At 53.2% G+C, this 17153-nt stretch carries 11 protein-coding genes; 8 read left to right on the forward strand and 3 right to left on the reverse strand.

Features of this window, described 5'->3' with window-relative positions; all coding sequences use genetic code 11:
- Positions 1 to 12: 12 nt before the first annotated feature.
- The 3 genes from cydC to trxB form a co-directional block, all read right to left on the reverse strand.
- On the reverse strand, positions 13 to 1734 hold the full coding sequence (cydC, locus tag ACKI5T_RS06380; RefSeq protein ID WP_407436425.1) for a heme ABC transporter ATP-binding protein/permease CydC: 1722 nt from the start codon (positions 1732 to 1734) through the stop codon (positions 13 to 15).
- Positions 1734 to 3500 (reverse strand): heme ABC transporter permease/ATP-binding protein CydD, encoded by a 1767-nt coding sequence (gene cydD, locus ACKI5T_RS06385; RefSeq protein WP_407436427.1) that lies wholly within the window; start codon positions 3498 to 3500, stop codon positions 1734 to 1736. Before cydD ends, cydC begins: the two co-directional genes overlap by 1 nt.
- 113 nt (positions 3501 to 3613) lie before the next feature.
- Positions 3614 to 4582: a thioredoxin-disulfide reductase gene (gene trxB / locus ACKI5T_RS06390; protein ID WP_407436429.1), complete on the reverse strand. Its 969-nt coding sequence runs from the start codon at positions 4580 to 4582 to the stop codon at positions 3614 to 3616.
- Positions 4583 to 5131: 549 nt separating this feature from the next.
- On the opposite strand from trxB, the gene lrp reads away from it, so the two are divergent.
- The 8 genes from lrp (at position 5132) to ACKI5T_RS06430 (ending at position 17132) form a co-directional block, all read left to right on the forward strand.
- Complete coding sequence (gene lrp / locus ACKI5T_RS06395) at positions 5132 to 5626, forward strand: leucine-responsive transcriptional regulator Lrp (RefSeq protein WP_000228473.1); 495 nt, start codon at positions 5132 to 5134, stop codon at positions 5624 to 5626.
- Positions 5627 to 5760: 134 nt separating this feature from the next.
- Positions 5761 to 9510 (forward strand): DNA translocase FtsK, encoded by a 3750-nt coding sequence (locus ACKI5T_RS06400; RefSeq protein WP_407436436.1) that lies wholly within the window; start codon positions 5761 to 5763, stop codon positions 9508 to 9510.
- Positions 9511 to 9637: 127 nt separating this feature from the next.
- Complete coding sequence (gene lolA, locus ACKI5T_RS06405) at positions 9638 to 10252, forward strand: outer membrane lipoprotein chaperone LolA (protein WP_012016812.1); 615 nt, start codon at positions 9638 to 9640, stop codon at positions 10250 to 10252.
- Between the two features lie 9 nt (positions 10253 to 10261).
- Positions 10262 to 11605 carry a replication-associated recombination protein RarA gene (gene rarA / locus ACKI5T_RS06410; protein ID WP_407436438.1) on the forward strand — a complete coding sequence of 448 codons (1344 nt, stop codon included), beginning with the start codon at positions 10262 to 10264 and terminating at the stop codon, positions 11603 to 11605.
- Between the two features lie 92 nt (positions 11606 to 11697).
- Entirely contained in the window at positions 11698 to 12990 is a 1293-nt protein-coding gene (serS, locus tag ACKI5T_RS06415) for a serine--tRNA ligase (protein ID WP_407436440.1), read from the forward strand.
- A gap of 204 nt (positions 12991 to 13194) precedes the next feature.
- A complete protein-coding gene (gene dmsA, locus ACKI5T_RS06420; RefSeq protein ID WP_407436442.1) occupies positions 13195 to 15639 on the forward strand; it encodes a dimethylsulfoxide reductase subunit A in 2445 nt (814 codons plus the stop codon).
- 10 nt (positions 15640 to 15649) lie between these two features.
- Complete coding sequence (locus tag ACKI5T_RS06425; protein ID WP_407436444.1) at positions 15650 to 16267, forward strand: DMSO/selenate family reductase complex B subunit; 618 nt, start codon at positions 15650 to 15652, stop codon at positions 16265 to 16267.
- Position 16268: 1 nt separating this feature from the next.
- Positions 16269 to 17132, forward strand: coding sequence for a dimethyl sulfoxide reductase anchor subunit family protein (locus ACKI5T_RS06430; RefSeq protein ID WP_407436446.1), 864 nt, complete (start codon positions 16269 to 16271; stop codon positions 17130 to 17132).
- The last annotated feature ends 21 nt before the right edge of the window (positions 17133 to 17153 follow it).

Raw genomic sequence — 17153 nt, forward strand, 5'->3', positions numbered from 1 at the left:
TTCAAATATAGTCTACAGACGTTGTTTAAACTGGTAATAACGACCCTGTTTCGCTAACAATTCTGCGTGACTACCTTGCTCAATAATCTGTCCGTTGTCCATGACAATTATTTGATCAAAATTCGCCAGCCCGCGCAGGCGGTGAGTCACCATCAGCACGGTTTTGTTTTTCATGGTTTGCGCCAGTAAATCAAGAATTTGGCTTTCAGTTGTTGCGTCCAGGCCTTCTGTCGGTTCATCCAATAACATGAAGGGCGCATCGTGCAGTAATGCTCTTGCGACTGCCAGACGGCGCAATTCACCACCGGAAAGCTGACGCCCGCCTTCGCCAAGCCAGGCGTTCAAACCGTCATCCTCAAGCAGCTTGTGCAAACCCACTTGTTCAAGAACAGCGCACAACGCCTCATCAGAAGCGGTAGGGGAGGCCAGCAGGAGATTGTCGCGCAGGGTCGCACTAAAGAGATGAACGCGCTGCGGAACGACGCTGACCATTTTGCGCAGCGCCTGCTCGTTAAAATCGGTGAGTGGTGTGGTATTAAAAATAATCTGTCCCTGGCGCGGATCCCACGCACGGGTCAGCAACTGTAAAAGTGTCGATTTGCCACACCCCGTGCGGCCCAGAATGGCGACATGCTGTCCGGCCTGGACTGTCAGAGTGATTCCATCAAGCGCATTTTGCGTTTGTCCATCATAGGCAAACGTCACATCCGTCAATTGCACAGCAACGCGCTCTGGCACGACTGAGTGGCCTTCCTTGAACGTGACTTCCGGCGTTTGCTCAACGATCTGCGTGATGCGCACCGCAGAAGCGATAACCTGCCCAAGATGCTGGAATGCACCGGTCACAGGCGCGAGCGCCTCAAAAGCCGCCAGTGCACAAAAGACGAACAGAGCAATCAGCGCACCGGGCTGGGTATTTCCCCCCACGCCTCCGGCGGCCATCCACAGCATCGCAATCACGGCGAAACCGCCAATCAACAACATCAACGCCTGAGAGAGCGCCGTCAGTTCCGATTGCCTGCGCTGGGCTTCATGCCAGCTCAGCTCAGTGCTTTCCATCCGGGCGCGATAGCGTCGGCTGGCACCAAAAATGGTTAATTCGGCCTGGCCTTGCAGCCATGATGTCAACTGCTGACGGTAGTCCCCGCGCAAACGCGTGAGTTTTTCGCCCGTTGCTTTGCCCGCGCGATAAAACAGCGGTGGCAGCACGAGAAGCGTGAGTAACATTATGCCGCCGAGCGTAATAGCAATCGGCACATCAAGCACGCAAAGCCCCAGCGTGACAACGATGATAACCACAAAAGCCCCCACCAGCGGGGAAATCACGCGCAGGTAAAGGTGATCCAGCGTATCGACGTCAGCTACAACACGGTTCAGTAATTCTCCCTGGCGAAAACGCGCCAGGCCGGCAGGAGAGAGCGGCAGGAGTTTGCTGAAAGTGAAAATACGCAGATGCTGCAGGACGCGGAAAGTCGCGTCGTGGCTGACCAGACGCTCGAAATAGCGACCTGCGGTACGTACGATAGCCGTACCACGCACGCCCGCAGCGGGCAGCATATAGTTGAAGCTGTATAACCCGGCGAAGCCTGCGACGGCAGAGGCAGACAGGAACCAGCCTGAAAGCGTCAGCAGGCCAATGCTTGCCAGAAGCGTGATAATGGCAAGCACAACGCCGAGCGTGAGCATCCATTTATGGCGTTTATAAAGCGCGAGATACGGGAGTAGGGCACGCATTAAATATCCTCCTGACGATTCGCCAGCAGAGCCGCAAAGGGCCCCTGAGCGGCTGCGAGCGTAGCGTAATCGCCTCGCTCAACTATACGGCCATTTTCCATCACCCAAATTTGATCCCAGTCGGCAATGCCTTCCAGTTGATGCGTCACCATGAGTGTTGTCTGCTGCTTTGACGCGTCATTCAGCGTCTGCATAACGCGCTGTTCGCTGTGCGCATCCAGGCTTGCGGCCGGTTCGTCGAGCAGCATTAGCTGGCTGGCGTTAAGCAGGGCACGTGCCACGGCGATGCGCTGTGCCTGGCCAACGGAAAGTCCTGCGGACTGATCGCCCACCACGGTATCGACGCCGTTAGGCAGACTCGGCAGGAACTCGCTAACCCAGGCGCGATCGAGCACCGACTTGAGCTCATCTTCATGCGCATCCGGGCGCGCCAGTAAGACGTTTTCGCGCAGCGTAGAGGCCGGTAATTGTGGGTTTTGCCCCACCCAGCTTAACTGTTTGCGCCAGGCATCGGGCTCAAGCGAGCGCAGTTCGGTTCGATTGACTTGCAACGAACCGGTGTAAGCCATAAATCCGGATAAAGCATTCAGCAACGTACTCTTCCCCGAACCACTCGTGCCGACTAAAATGATGCGCTGACCCGGAGCAAGCGTGAAGTTAAGTGGACCAGACAGCACTTTGCCTTCTGGCGAAAGCACCGAAAAATCGTGGGCTTCAAGAGTGATCGGATCTTTACTGTTGAGCGTAACTTCACCGCGCTCAGGATGGGCAAGCGGTGTTTCGAGGAATGTTTTCAGGCTATCAGCGGCACCAACGGCCTGCGCTTTGGCATGATAAAACGTGCCCAGATCGCGTAAGGGCTGGAAAAATTCGGGTGCCAGAATGAGCGCGAGGAAACCGGCAGACAGCGTCACTGCCGTGCCGTAGTGACCAAAATCGAGCGCGCCGAGATACGAGAAACCGAAGTAAACGGCCACCAGGGCAATCGAAAGCGACGTAAAGAATTCAAGTACGCCGGAGGACAGGAAGGCCATTCGCAGCACTTCCATCGTACGCTGGCGGAAATCCTGTGACGCGAGGCGAATATTGTCAATTTCGGCTTCACCACGACCAAAGACGCGCAGGGTTTCCATCCCACGCAGTCGGTCCAGGAAATGTCCGCTCAGGCGGCCAAGCGCAAGGAAATTGCGTCGGTTGGCATCAGCAGCGCCCATTCCGACCATTGCCATAAACATCGGTATAAGCGGTGCCGTCCCCAGCAAAATTAACGCAGCAACCCAGTTGGTTGGGAAAATGGCGAGCACAATGAGCAGCGGAACAAAAACCGCCAGCGCCATCTGAGGGAGATAGCGGGCATAGTAATCATGCATATCGTCGATTTGTTCGAGAATAAGCGTCGCCCAGCTTCCGGCAGGTTTTCCCTGAATCCAGGCGGGTCCGGCTTCCTGAAGCCTGTCGAGCACTTTGCGTCGGATTTCATAGCGAATTTGCTGCCCGGCATGAAAGCCTACGCGCTCGCGAAGCCAGACGACCCAGGCGCGAAGAACAAAGACCAGCACCAGCACGACAAAAGGCATCAACAGCGCCTCGCGCGGGATGTTTTCCATAATCATATGGTTGAGAATGCGGGCCAGCAGCCATGCCTGGGCGACAATCAACAAACCGCTGATAAAACCCAAAAGGCGGGAAATATTCAGCCAGCGGCGCGAAAGAACGCTTTGCTGTTTAAGCCAGCGAGTTAACTCTTGTTGACGGTTTTTTTCCATTGCGTACTTTGCAGGTAACATTATTAGAATTGGGCTTCACAATGTTACATGCCAGACAAAATAAAGGCGACCTATCGTCGCCTTTATTTACGTTTGTTACTGACTTGTAAAGATTATTTGCTCAGTTCAGCCAGTCCGTCCAGATAGCGCTCGGCATCCAGCGCAGCCATACAGCCTGTGCCCGCAGAGGTGATCGCTTGACGATAGATGTGGTCCATGACATCTCCCGCAGCAAAGACGCCTGGGATGCTGGTTTGGGTGGCATTGCCGTGGATCCCCGACTGCACTTTGATGTAGCCGTTTTCCAGCTCAAGTTGACCGTCAAAAATACCGGTATTTGGGCTGTGGCCGATGGCGACAAACAGGCCGGCCACTTCCAGGGATTCGATATTATCGCTGTTTTGCGTATCGCGCAGGCGCAGGCCAGATACACCCATTTGGTCGCCGGTCACTTCTTCCAGCGTGCGGTGGGTATGCAGAACGATATTGCCGCTAGCGACTTTATCCATCAGACGTTTGATCAGGATTTTTTCGGCACGGAAAGTGTCGCGACGGTGAATCAGGTGCACTTCAGAGGCGATATTGGCCAGGTACAGGGCTTCTTCAACCGCGGTGTTACCGCCACCGATGACCGCCACTTTCTGGTTGCGATAGAAGAAACCATCACAGGTTGCGCAGGCAGAGACACCGCGTCCTTTAAACGCTTCCTCCGAAGGCAAACCCAGATAACGTGCAGACGCGCCTGTTGCGATGATGAGCGCGTCACAGGTGTACTCGCCGTTGTCACCGATCAGACGGAAAGGACGGTTTTGCAGATCAACTTTGTTGATGTGATCGAACAGAATTTCTGTGTCGAACTTGGTCGCGTGCTCGTGCATGCGCTCCATCAGCAGCGGCCCGGTCAGGTCATGCGGATCGCCTGGCCAGTTTTCCACTTCCGTTGTGGTGGTCAACTGACCGCCTTTTTCCATGCCGGTGATCAGAACCGGTTGCAGGTTAGCGCGTGCAGCGTAGACCGCTGCGGTGTATCCCGCAGGTCCAGAACCAAGGATTAGCAGCTTACTGTGTTTGGCCGTGCCCATGAGATCCTCATTAGTGTTGGCAGACATTTGCTCGGATTGTAGGGAATTTGTTGCCGTAAAAAAAGAGCACAGCAATTTTGTAAACGATTTGTGCAATAGCCATCGGCGATGATGCGGCGTTAAAAGCGTAACAATATAACGTTTTCTGATGAAAATCGGTCGTTTATAAGGCGACAAAATGAGGATTAATGCCCGAGCGCAATGAATAACTGGCACGTTGTACTAAAAAACAATGTTTTGCTTTGACAATCCCCTGCGCTTTTGCGAAAACATTGAAGGAAGAAAAAATCTGCGCTAACGGTGTGTCGCATAGACATGCACATATACGCCATTTTTACCGGGTCAGCGAAAATTGCATAGGGTGTGGACAGATACCCTAAGTGATATCCAAGACAGCCTCTGGGCAACGGTCTTCTTACCGTAGAACCCGAATCTGCATCGCGTACACATTATAAAAGGCGATGCGATAAGCAACGGGTACAGACTCTGAACAGTGAAGTGCTAAGGGTCCAGGCAGGAGTAGGGAAGGAATACAGAGAGACAATAATAATGGTAGATAGCAAAAAGCGCCCTGGCAAAGATCTCGACCGCATCGATCGTAACATTCTTAATGAGTTGCAAAAGGATGGGCGTATTTCCAACGTCGAGCTTTCAAAACGTGTGGGACTTTCTCCGACGCCTTGCCTTGAGCGTGTGCGCCGACTGGAAAGACAGGGTTTTATTCAGGGCTATACGGCTCTGTTAAACCCGCATTATCTGGATGCCTCACTTCTCGTTTTTGTTGAGATTACTCTGAATCGTGGCGCACCAGATGTGTTTGAACAATTTAATACCGCTGTACAAAAACTTGAAGAAATTCAAGAGTGTCACTTGGTTTCAGGCGATTTCGACTACTTGTTGAAAACCCGCGTACCTGACATGTCAGCCTATCGTAAACTGTTAGGTGAAACCTTGCTGCGACTGCCTGGTGTGAACGACACCCGTACCTACGTGGTAATGGAAGAAGTCAAACAGAGCAATCGTCTGGTAATTAAGACACGCTAATACGGAACAGGTGCAAAATCAGTGTAATTTGATTACACTCCTGTTAATCCATACAGCAACAGTGCCGGGTATCCCGGCGCTGTTGTCCGTTTTAGCAAACAGGCAGGAAATGCCTGATACCTGGAGAGCCTTTTTTGAGCCAGGAATATACTGAAGACAAAGAAGTCACTTTAACGAAGTTAAGCAGCGGGCGCCGACTCCTGGAGGCGTTACTGATTCTTGTTGCCCTTTTTGCCGTCTGGTTGATGGCAGCCTTACTCAGTTTCAACCCTTCCGACCCTAGCTGGTCGCAGACTGCATGGCATGAACCTATCCATAATCTGGGTGGGGTGCCTGGCGCGTGGCTGGCTGATACGCTGTTCTTCGTGTTTGGCGTCATGGCTTACACCATCCCTGTGATTATCGTCGGGGGGTGTTGGTTCGCCTGGCGTCACCGTCAGAACGAAGATTACATCGACTATTTTGCGGTATCACTGCGTCTTATTGGTGCATTAGCATTGATCCTGACATCCTGCGGTTTGGCCGCGATCAATGCCGATGATATCTGGTATTTTGCCTCTGGTGGGGTGATTGGCAGTCTCTTAAGTACTGCACTCAAGCCTATGCTTCACAGCAGCGGCGGCACCATTACCTTACTGTGCATCTGGGCCGCGGGCCTGACGCTGTTTACAGGGTGGTCATGGGTCAGCATTGCTGAAAAACTGGGTAACTTTATCCTCAATATTTTGACCTTCGCCAGCAACCGCACGCGTCGTGACGATACGTGGATTGATGAAGACGAATACGAATACGAAGATGACGATGATGAAGAGGCATCGTCAACAGCAGACCGTCGTGAGTCTCGCCGCACGCGTATCATGCGAGGTGCGCTGGAGCGTCGTAAACGCGTCGCTGAAAAATTCACGAATCCTCTGGGCCGCAAAACCGATGCAGCACTTTTCTCCGGCAAACGCATGGATGATGAAGAGCACGTCGAGTACAGTACCGCAGGTGTCGCCGCCGATCCGGATGATGTTTTGTTCTCTGGTCACCGGGCAATGCCTGGCGATTATGATGAGTATGATCCCTTATTAAATGGCCAATCGGTCACGGCACCGGTTGCCACCGCAGCACTTGCAACTACGGCAGCTCAGGTTTACGCCGCGCCAGTAGAAGCCGTCATGCCTTCTGCTCCTGTACTCACGGCAGATACCGATGTGCAGCAGCCCGTTATTAACTGGCAAACCGCACCTGGTGTTCACACGCCGGAGCCGTCTATTGCACCTCAGCCAGAAAGTTACACGCCTGCTCCGCATCAGGAGTACTCGCAACAGCCGTATCAACCTGACACGCCATATGAACCGCAAGCTTATCAGCAGTTTGAACAGCCTGTAGTTCAGCCTGTAGTTCAGCCGTATCAGGAACATGCGCCTGAACATGTCGAGCCTGTTCAGGATTATGTTGAGCCAGCGCCAGAAGTGGAGGAGACAAAACCGTCCCGTCCACCGATGTATTACTTTGAGGAAGTGGAAGAGCGCCGTGCACGCGAGCGGGAGCAGCTCGCTGCCTGGTACCAACCAGTGCCTGAGCCTGCGAAAGAGCCAGCCAGCACGCCTGCATTTTCCTCTTCCGTTGCTTCTGGTTCCGTTGCTTCTGGTATGGGTTCCGCCTCCACCGTTGCGCCTGTTGCGGCGGGTGTTCAGCAGGCAACTTCACATGCGACAACCGCTGCAGGCGTCGCTGCGCCAGTATTTAATCTGGCGGCCGGCGCTGCACCACGCCCTCAGGTGAAAGAGGGGATTGGACCGCAGTTACCACGACCAAACCGTGTGCGCGTGCCAACCCGCCGTGAACTGGCTTCGGCCTCCTTTGGCATCAAAATTCCTTCTCAGCAAACATCAGAAGAGAGAATGGCTGAAGAAGATTATGACGACGCTGAAGAAATGCATCAGGATGAGCTGGCTCGCCAGTTTGCCGCGCAACAGAACCAGCGTTATAGCGAAGAACATCAACATGACGCGTCGCACTATCCTGCCCAGGACAGTGAAGATGATGCAGCCGAAGCTGAACTGGCGCGCCAGTTCGCCGCGACGCAGCAGCAACGTTATTCTGGCGATCAGCCTTCGGGTGCGAATGCGTTCTCATTGTCAGATTTTGAATTCTCGCCGATAAAAGATTTGATTGATGATACGCCGAGTGCGCCGTTATTTACGCCGAGCGTCATGCCAGAACAGGAGCAACCGCGTCAGTCGTTTGCCCCGCCACAGCCACAACATGTTCAGCAACCTGTCGCGGTGCAACAGCCTGCCGTTGCACCGCCGCAATATGCGCAGCATCAGCCGTCTCCTGCACAAGCGCAGGAAAGTTTGATTCACCCATTGCTGATGCGTAATGGTGACAGCCGTCCGGTACAAAGACCAACGACGCCGTTGCCGTCGCTAGATTTATTAACCTCTCCGCCTTCCGAAGTGGAGCCGGTAGATACCTTCGCACTTGAGCAAATGGCGAGACTGGTTGAAACGCGTCTGGCGGATTTCCGCATTAAAGCGGATGTGGTGAACTACTCCCCGGGCCCGGTCATCACGCGTTTTGAACTGAACCTGGCGCCGGGCGTTAAAGCTGCGCGAATTTCCAACCTGTCTCGGGATCTGGCGCGTTCGCTCTCGACTGTCGCAGTACGTGTGGTTGAAGTCATTCCGGGCAAACCCTATGTCGGCCTGGAACTGCCTAACAAAAAACGTCAGACCGTCTATTTGCGTGAGGTTCTGGATAACGCGAAATTCCGTGATAATCCATCGCCGCTCACTATCGTGCTGGGTAAAGACATTGCGGGTGAACCCGTGGTTGCGGATCTGGCGAAAATGCCCCATCTGCTGGTCGCGGGTACAACAGGTTCCGGTAAGTCTGTCGGCGTGAACGCCATGATTCTGAGCATGCTTTATAAAGCCCAGCCGGAAGACGTGCGTTTCATCATGATCGACCCAAAAATGCTGGAGCTTTCTGTTTATGAAGGTATTCCGCATCTGCTGACCGAAGTGGTTACCGACATGAAAGACGCAGCCAACGCCTTGCGCTGGAGCGTCAATGAGATGGAGCGCCGCTACAAACTGATGTCGGCACTCGGCGTGCGTAATCTTGCAGGTTATAACGATAAAATCGCAGAAGCGGCGCGCATGGGTCGCCCGATTCCCGATCCTTACTGGAAGCCAGGTGACAGCATGGCTACTGAGCATCCGGTTCTGGAAAAACTGCCTTATATCGTTGTGCTGGTGGATGAATTCGCCGACCTGATGATGACAGTTGGAAAAAAAGTGGAAGAGCTGATCGCTCGCCTGGCACAGAAAGCGCGTGCGGCGGGTATTCACCTTGTTCTCGCGACGCAGCGTCCCTCTGTCGACGTCATTACCGGTTTGATTAAAGCTAACATTCCAACGCGTATCGCCTTTACCGTATCGAGCAAAATTGACTCGCGAACTATTCTCGATCAGGGCGGCGCGGAATCGCTGCTCGGCATGGGTGACATGCTCTACTCTGGTCCGAACTCGACAACGCCAGTGCGTGTGCACGGTGCGTTTGTTCGGGATCAGGAAGTTCACGCCGTCGTGCAGGACTGGAAAGCGCGCGGTCGCCCGCAATACGTTGACGGTATCACCTCTGAAAGTGAAAGTGAGGGGGGCGGCAGCGGTGGCTATGATGGCGCTGAAGAGCTCGATCCTTTATTCGATCAGGCAGTTAACTTCATTACGGAAAAACGTAAAGCGTCCATTTCTGGCGTGCAGCGTCAGTTCCGTATTGGTTACAACCGTGCGGCGCGTATCATTGAACAGATGGAAGCACAGGGTATCGTGAGCGAGCCCGGCCACAACGGTAACCGCGAAGTACTTGCTCCGCCGCCGTTTGAGTAACATGTCATCGTTTGCAAAGATGGGTAAAACAGTAAAAATTAAGCATTTTCTTCTGTTACCTGCCGGTTGGCAGGTTCAGAATGGATGACAGAACCCCATTTTGGGATGACGAATTTAAGGACTGATAATGAAAAAAATCGCAATCGTCGGAGCATTATTGACCAGCTTTGTTGCCAGTAGCGTCTGGGCCGATGCCGCAAGTGACCTTAAAAGCCGCCTGGATAAAGTCAGTAGCTTCCATGCCAGCTTCACTCAGAAAGTGACTGATGGCAGCGGAAATGCAGTGCAGGAAGGTCAGGGCGATTTGTGGGTTAAGCGCCCCAATCTTTTCAACTGGCATATGACGCAGCCGGATGAAAGCATTCTGGTTTCCGATGGTAAAACCCTGTGGTTCTACAATCCCTTTGTCGAACAGGCTACCGCGACATTATTGAAAGACGCGACCAGCAATACGCCGTTTATGCTGATTGCGCGTAACCAGACCAGTGACTGGCAGCAGTACAATATCAAACAAAACGGTGATGATTTTGTTCTGACCCCGAAGACCAGCAACGGTAACCTGAAGCAGTTCACGATTAATGTGAGCAACAACGGGACAATTAATCAGTTTAGCGCTGTGGAACAAGATGAGCAGCGTAGTAGCTATCAGCTTAAATCCCAGCAAAATGGCGCTATTGATGCATCCAAATTCACCTTTACCCCGCCGCAGGGCGTAACGGTGGATGATCAACGCAATAAGTAAGAGGCGTGAGTGGGCAATCTTTCGCTCGATTTTTCCGAGAATGCATTTCAACCTCTGGCCGCTCGCATGCGGCCAGAAAATTTAGCGCAATATATCGGTCAGCAGCATCTGCTGGCTCCCGGGAAACCGTTGCCGCGCGCTATTGAGGCCGGGCATCTGCACTCAATGATCTTATGGGGGCCGCCAGGCACCGGCAAGACTACGCTGGCAGAAGTGATTGCTCGCTATGCCGATGCTGATGTCGAACGTTTGTCTGCCGTCACCTCCGGTGTGAAAGAGATCCGCGAGGCTATCGAACGTGCCCGGCAAAATCGCAACGCGGGTCGTCGAACCATCCTTTTCGTTGATGAAGTTCATCGTTTCAATAAGAGTCAGCAGGATGCTTTTCTGCCGCATATTGAAGATGGGACTATCTTCTTTATCGGTGCAACCACCGAAAATCCTTCCTTCGAACTTAACTCTGCACTTCTCTCACGTGCGCGCGTTTACCTTTTGAAGTCGTTGACGACGGATGATATTGAACAAGTGCTCACTCAGGCGATGGAAGACAAAGCACGTGGTTATGGCGGGCAGGATGTTGTTCTTCCGGACGATACGCGTCGCGCGATTGCTGAGTTAGTGAACGGCGATGCGCGACGGGCATTGAATACCCTGGAAATGATGGCTGATATGGCCGAGTTGGGTGACGCGGGCAAACGCGTACTGAAATCTGAATTGCTGACGGAAATCGCCGGAGAACGCAGTGCGCGTTTTGATAATAAAGGCGATCGGTTTTACGACTTGATTTCTGCCCTGCATAAGTCTGTTCGCGGTAGCGCGCCAGATGCTGCCTTGTACTGGTATGCACGTATTATCACAGCGGGTGGTGACCCTCTCTATGTTGCGCGTCGCTGTTTGGCGATAGCGTCAGAGGATGTCGGTAACGCGGATCCACGAGCCATGCAGGTCGCCATTTCAGCCTGGGATTGCTTTACGCGAGTGGGTCCTTCAGAAGGCGAGCGCGCCATTGCACAAGCCATTGTTTATCTAGCATGTGCACCAAAAAGTAATGCCGTCTATACCGCCTTTAAAGCCGCGATGGCGGATGCGCGGGAGCGTCCGGATTATGACGTGCCAGTTCATCTACGCAATGCGCCGACCAAACTCATGAAAGAGATGGGGTATGGGCAGGAATATCGCTACGCGCATGATGAGCCAAATGCCTATGCCGCGGGCGAGGAATATTTCCCGCAGGAGATGGCACAAACGCGCTATTATCGCCCGACAAACAGAGGTCTTGAAGGCAAGATTGGCGAAAAGCTCGCCTGGCTTACCGGACAGGATCAAAATAGCCCTATAAAACGCTACCGTTAGCGCGATCGTTGCGGTAATGTTGGCATAGTATCCTTGTGGCCGCAGGCTGTGGTCACATTTCCCTCATTTAATTCGATAAGCACAGGATAAGCATGCTCGATCCCAATCTTTTGCGTAACGAGCCAGACGCAGTCGCTGAAAAACTGGCACGCCGGGGCTTTAAGCTGGATGTAGATAAGCTGCGCGCTCTTGAAGAGCGTCGTAAAGTTCTGCAGGTACAAACTGAAAATCTGCAGGCTGAGCGTAATTCTCGATCGAAATCCATTGGCCAGGCGAAAGCACGCGGGGAAGATATTGAGCCATTGCGTCTGGAAGTGAACAAACTGGGCGAAGAACTGGATCAGGCGAAAGCTGAGCTGGAACTTCTCCTGGCTGAAATTCGTGATATTGCATTGGCGATCCCGAACACACCTGATGATAGCGTTCCTGTCGGTAAAGACGAAAACGACAACGTTGAAGTAAAACGCTGGGGCACGCCTCGTAAATTCGACTTTGAGGTTCGCGATCACGTGACTCTGGGCGAAATGCACGCCGGTCTGGACTTTGCGGCCGCGGTGAAATTGACCGGTGCTCGCTTTGTCGTGATGAAAGGTCAAATTGCGCATCTGCATCGCGCATTGGCGCAATTCATGCTGGATCTTCACACCGAGCAACACGGCTACAGCGAAACCTACGTCCCGTATCTGGTAAACCACGATACGCTGTACGGTACTGGCCAGTTGCCTAAGTTTGCCGGCGATCTGTTCCATACGCGTCCGCTTGACGAAGAAGCAGAGAGCAGCAACTACGCACTGATCCCAACGGCTGAAGTGCCGCTGACTAATCTCGTGCGTGATGAAATTCTCGACGAAGACAATCTGCCTATCAAACTGACCGCACATTCTCCATGCTTCCGTTCCGAAGCGGGATCTTACGGTCGTGACACACGCGGTCTGATCCGTATGCACCAGTTTGATAAAGTTGAGATGGTACAGATCGTTCGCCCGGAAGTGTCGATGGATGCGCTGGAAGAAATGACTGGCCATGCTGAGAAGGTTCTGGAGCTGTTAGGCTTACCGTATCGTCGTATGGCGCTTTGCACAGGCGACATGGGCTTTGGCGCAACCAAAACGTTCGACCTGGAAGTTTGGGTTCCTGCTCAGAACACCTACCGCGAAATCTCTTCATGCTCGAACGTGGGCGATTTCCAGGCGCGTCGTATGCAAGCGCGTTGCCGCACCAAGGCTGACAAGAAGACCCGTTTGGTTCACACGCTAAATGGTTCTGGTTTGGCTGTCGGCCGCGCATTGGTTGCGGTGATGGAAAACTACCAGCAGGCAGATGGCCGTATCGAAATTCCTGAAGTGCTGCGGCCCTATATGAAAGGCCAGCAATACATCGGTTAATCTGTTTTAAAAATAAAAAGCGCCTGAGGGCGCTTTTTTTATGCCTCTGCTTTGACTCCAGGCAATGTCTGCTCCTCCTAAAGTAGTAATACTCCTTTGAATGAAACCCAGCACGTTATGTGTCTGAATAACTGTTTCTCTATATAAAAAACTATATAGCGGTCTATGCCGCATCTTTTTTGTGAGCAACCAAAGTGAGTATCTATGAAAATCAAAGCGCCTGATGCTTTATTGGCTGCCGAGGTGAGCCGTCGCGGATTAGTCAAAACGACTGCGATTGGCGGCCTGGCCGTTGCCAGCAGTGCGTTCACCTTACCCTTCTCACGTATCGCATCGGCGGCTGACGTTATTGCGCCGAAGACTGCGGCTGAAAAAGTGACGTGGAGCGCCTGTACCGTTAACTGCGGCAGCCGTTGCCCGCTGCGGATGCATGTTGTCGATGGCGAAATCAAATACGTTGAGACGGACAACACGGGTGATGATAACTACGAAGGGTTACATCAGGTTCGTGCCTGTTTACGTGGCCGTTCGATGCGCCGTCGCGTTTACAATCCGGATCGTCTGAAATACCCGATGAAACGTGTGGGTAAGCGCGGTGAAGGCAAGTTTGAGCGTATCAGTTGGGAAGAAGCCTTTGATACGATTGCCAACAACATGCAACGCCTGATTAAAGAGCATGGCAACGAGTCTATCTACCTGAACTACGGAACCGGCACGCTTGGCGGGACAATGACCCGCTCCTGGCCGCCAGGCAAAACGCTGATTGCACGTCTGATGAATTGTTGCGGCGGATATCTTAACCATTACGGTGACTACTCTTCTGCGCAGATCGCGGCCGGGCTAAATTACACCTACGGCGGTTGGGCCGATGGCAACAGCCCGTCAGATATCGAAAACAGTAAGCTGGTGGTCCTGTTTGGTAATAACCCTGGCGAAACGCGCATGAGTGGCGGTGGGGTGACCTACTATCTGGAACAGGCCCGTGCGAAATCGAATGCCCGAATGATCATCATTGATCCGCGCTACACCGATACAGGCGCTGGCCGTGAAGACGAATGGATTCCGATCCGCCCAGGTACGGATGCTGCGCTGGTTAACGCGCTGGCGTGGGTCATGATCACTGAGAACCTTGTTGATCAGCCATTCCTGGATAAATACTGCGTTGGATACGACGAGAAAACCTTGCCAGCCAGTGCGCCTACAAACGGACATTATAAGGCTTATATTCTTGGACAGGGCAGTGACGGCGTAGCGAAAACCCCGCAATGGGCATCAACGATTACGGGGATTCCTGTCGAGCGTATCGTACAGCTGGCTCGAGAAATCGGCTCGGCTAAACCTGCCTACATCAGCCAGGGTTGGGGACCTCAGCGCCATGCCAATGGTGAAATTGCGACTCGCGCGATCTCAATGCTTTCGATTTTGACCGGTAACGTTGGCATCCATGGGGGGAATAGTGGTGCGCGCGAAGGCTCCTATGAAGTGCCATTTGAGCGCATGCCGACGCTGGAAAATCCAGTACAGACCAGTATTTCGATGTTTATGTGGACCGACGCGATTGAGCGTGGCCCGGAGATGACGGCGCTGCGCGACGGTGTGCGCGGTAAAGATAAACTCGATGTGCCTATCAAAATGATCTGGAACTATGCAGGTAACTGCATTATCAACCAGCACTCCGACATCAACCGCACGCATGACATCCTTCAGGATGATAAGAAGTGCGAGATGATTGTGGTGATCGACTGTCACATGACCTCCTCGGCCAAATATGCCGATATTCTATTGCCGGACTGCACCGCCTCTGAGCAGATGGATTTTGCCCTTGATGCTTCCTGCGGCAACATGTCCTACGTCATTTTCACCGACCAGGTCATCAAACCACGCTTTGAGTGTAAAACCATCTACGACATGACCACCGAGCTGGCGAAACGTCTGGGCGTTGAGCAGCAGTTCACAGAAGGTCGCACGCAGGAAGGTTGGATGCGTTATCTGCACGAGCAGTCTCGCAAAGCGGTTCCTGAACTGCCGGATTTCGACACATTCCGTAAGCAAGGCATGTTTAAGCAGCGCGATCCCGAAGGGCATCATGTGGCCTACAAGGAATTCCGTCAGGATCCCCAGGCGAATCCACTGACCACACCATCGGGAAAAATCGAAATTTATTCCGAAGCGCTGGCGAAAATCGCGTCCAGCTGGGAGTTGCCTGAAGGCGATGTCATCGATCCACTCCCGATCTACACCCCGGGTTTCGAAAACTATAACGACCCTCTCACGGCAAAATATCCGCTACAGCTGACCGGGTTCCATTATAAAGCGCGCGTTCACTCTACCTACGGCAATGTGGACGTGCTGAAAGCATCCTGTCGCCAGGAGATGTGGATTAACCCGCTGGATGCCCGTAAGCGCGGTATTACAAACGGCGACCGTATCCGAATTTTCAACGATCGCGGAGAGGTCCATATTGAAGCGAAAGTAACGCCGCGCATGATGCCTGGTGTGGTCGCGCTTGGGGAAGGGGCCTGGTATAGCCCTGATGCAAATCGTATCGACCAGGCAGGCAGCATTAACGTGCTGACTACGCAGCGCCCGTCGCCACTGGCGAAAGGCAATCCGTCCCACACGAACCTCGTTCAGGTTGAAAAGGTGTAAGGAGTAACCGATGACCACCCAATATGGATTTTTTATTGATTCTAGTCGGTGCACCGGTTGTAAAACCTGCGAACTGGCTTGTAAAGATTACAAAGACTTAACCCCGGATGTTAGCTTCCGACGTATTTACGAATACGCGGGTGGAGATTGGCAGGAGGACAACGGCGTCTGGAATCAGAACGTGTTTGCCTACTATCTGTCGATTGCCTGTAACCACTGCGAAGATCCTGCGTGTACCAAAGTGTGCCCGAGTGGCGCGATGCACAAGCGTGATGACGGTTTTGTTGTCGTAGATGAAGATGTCTGCATCGGCTGTCGTTACTGCCACATGGCGTGCCCGTACGGTGCCCCGCAGTACAACGCTGCAAAAGGCCATATGACGAAATGCGATGGCTGTCATTCCCGAGTTGCAGACGGTAAAAAGCCAATCTGTGTGGATTCTTGCCCTCTGCGCGCACTGGACTTTGGCCCAATTGAAGAGCTGCGTCAGAAGCACGGCCAGCTTGCAGCGGTTGCTCCACTGCCGGGAGCGCATTTTACCAAGCCGAGTATCGTCATTAAACCGAATACCAATAGCCGTCCGACAGGTGATACCACCGGCTATCTGGCTAATCCGAAGGAGGTGTAAAATGGGAAGTGGATGGCATGAGTGGCCGCTGATGATTTTCACCGTCTTTGGCCAATGCGTCGCAGGCGGGTTTATCGTCCTCGCGGTAGCCTTACTCAAAGGTGATTTACGGGCTGACCAGCAGCAGCGCCTGGTCATGAGTATGTTTGGCCTGTGGGTGCTGATGGGGATTGGTTTTATTGCCTCGACGCTTCACCTTGGATCCCCGATGCGTGCGTTTAACTCGCTAAACCGTATCGGCGCATCGTCACTCAGTAACGAAATTGCCAGCGGCGCAATCTTCTTTGCGGTGGGGGGCCTGGGCTGGCTGCTGGCTGCGCTCAAAAGACTGCCTTCTGGTTTACGCAGCCTGTGGCTGATAGTCACTATGGTGCTGGGTGTATTATTTGTATGGATGATGGTGCGCGTTTATAACACGATCGATACCGTACCGACCTGGTACAGCATCTGGACGCCGCTCAGTTTCTTCCTGACGATGCTGATGGGTGGGCCACTACTGGGCTTCTTACTTCTGCGTGTGGCCGGAATTGAAGGCTGGGCGATGCGCCTGTTGCCTGCGGTGTCATTGTTAGCGTTGGTCGCCAGCGCGGTCGTTGCGTTGATGCAAGGTGCTGAGCTGGCCACTATCCATAGCTCTATCCAGCAAGCTTTTTCGTTGGTGCCGGATTATGGCTCGCTGATGGCCTGGCGCATTGTGCTGCTGGCCGCTGCGCTGACCTGCTGGGTACTTCCGCAGATCAAGGGACATCAGCCCGCGTTACCTTTACTGTCCTTCGCATTTGTATTAGTGCTGGCTGGAGAATTGATCGGTCGTGGCGTGTTCTACGGTCTGCATATGACGGTGGGCGTAGCCATCGCGAACTAACGTATTTTTTGGTTATATCGA

It is taken from the genome of Lelliottia sp. (assembly GCF_045627565.1).
Classification (GTDB): Bacteria; Pseudomonadota; Gammaproteobacteria; order Enterobacterales; family Enterobacteriaceae; genus Enterobacter.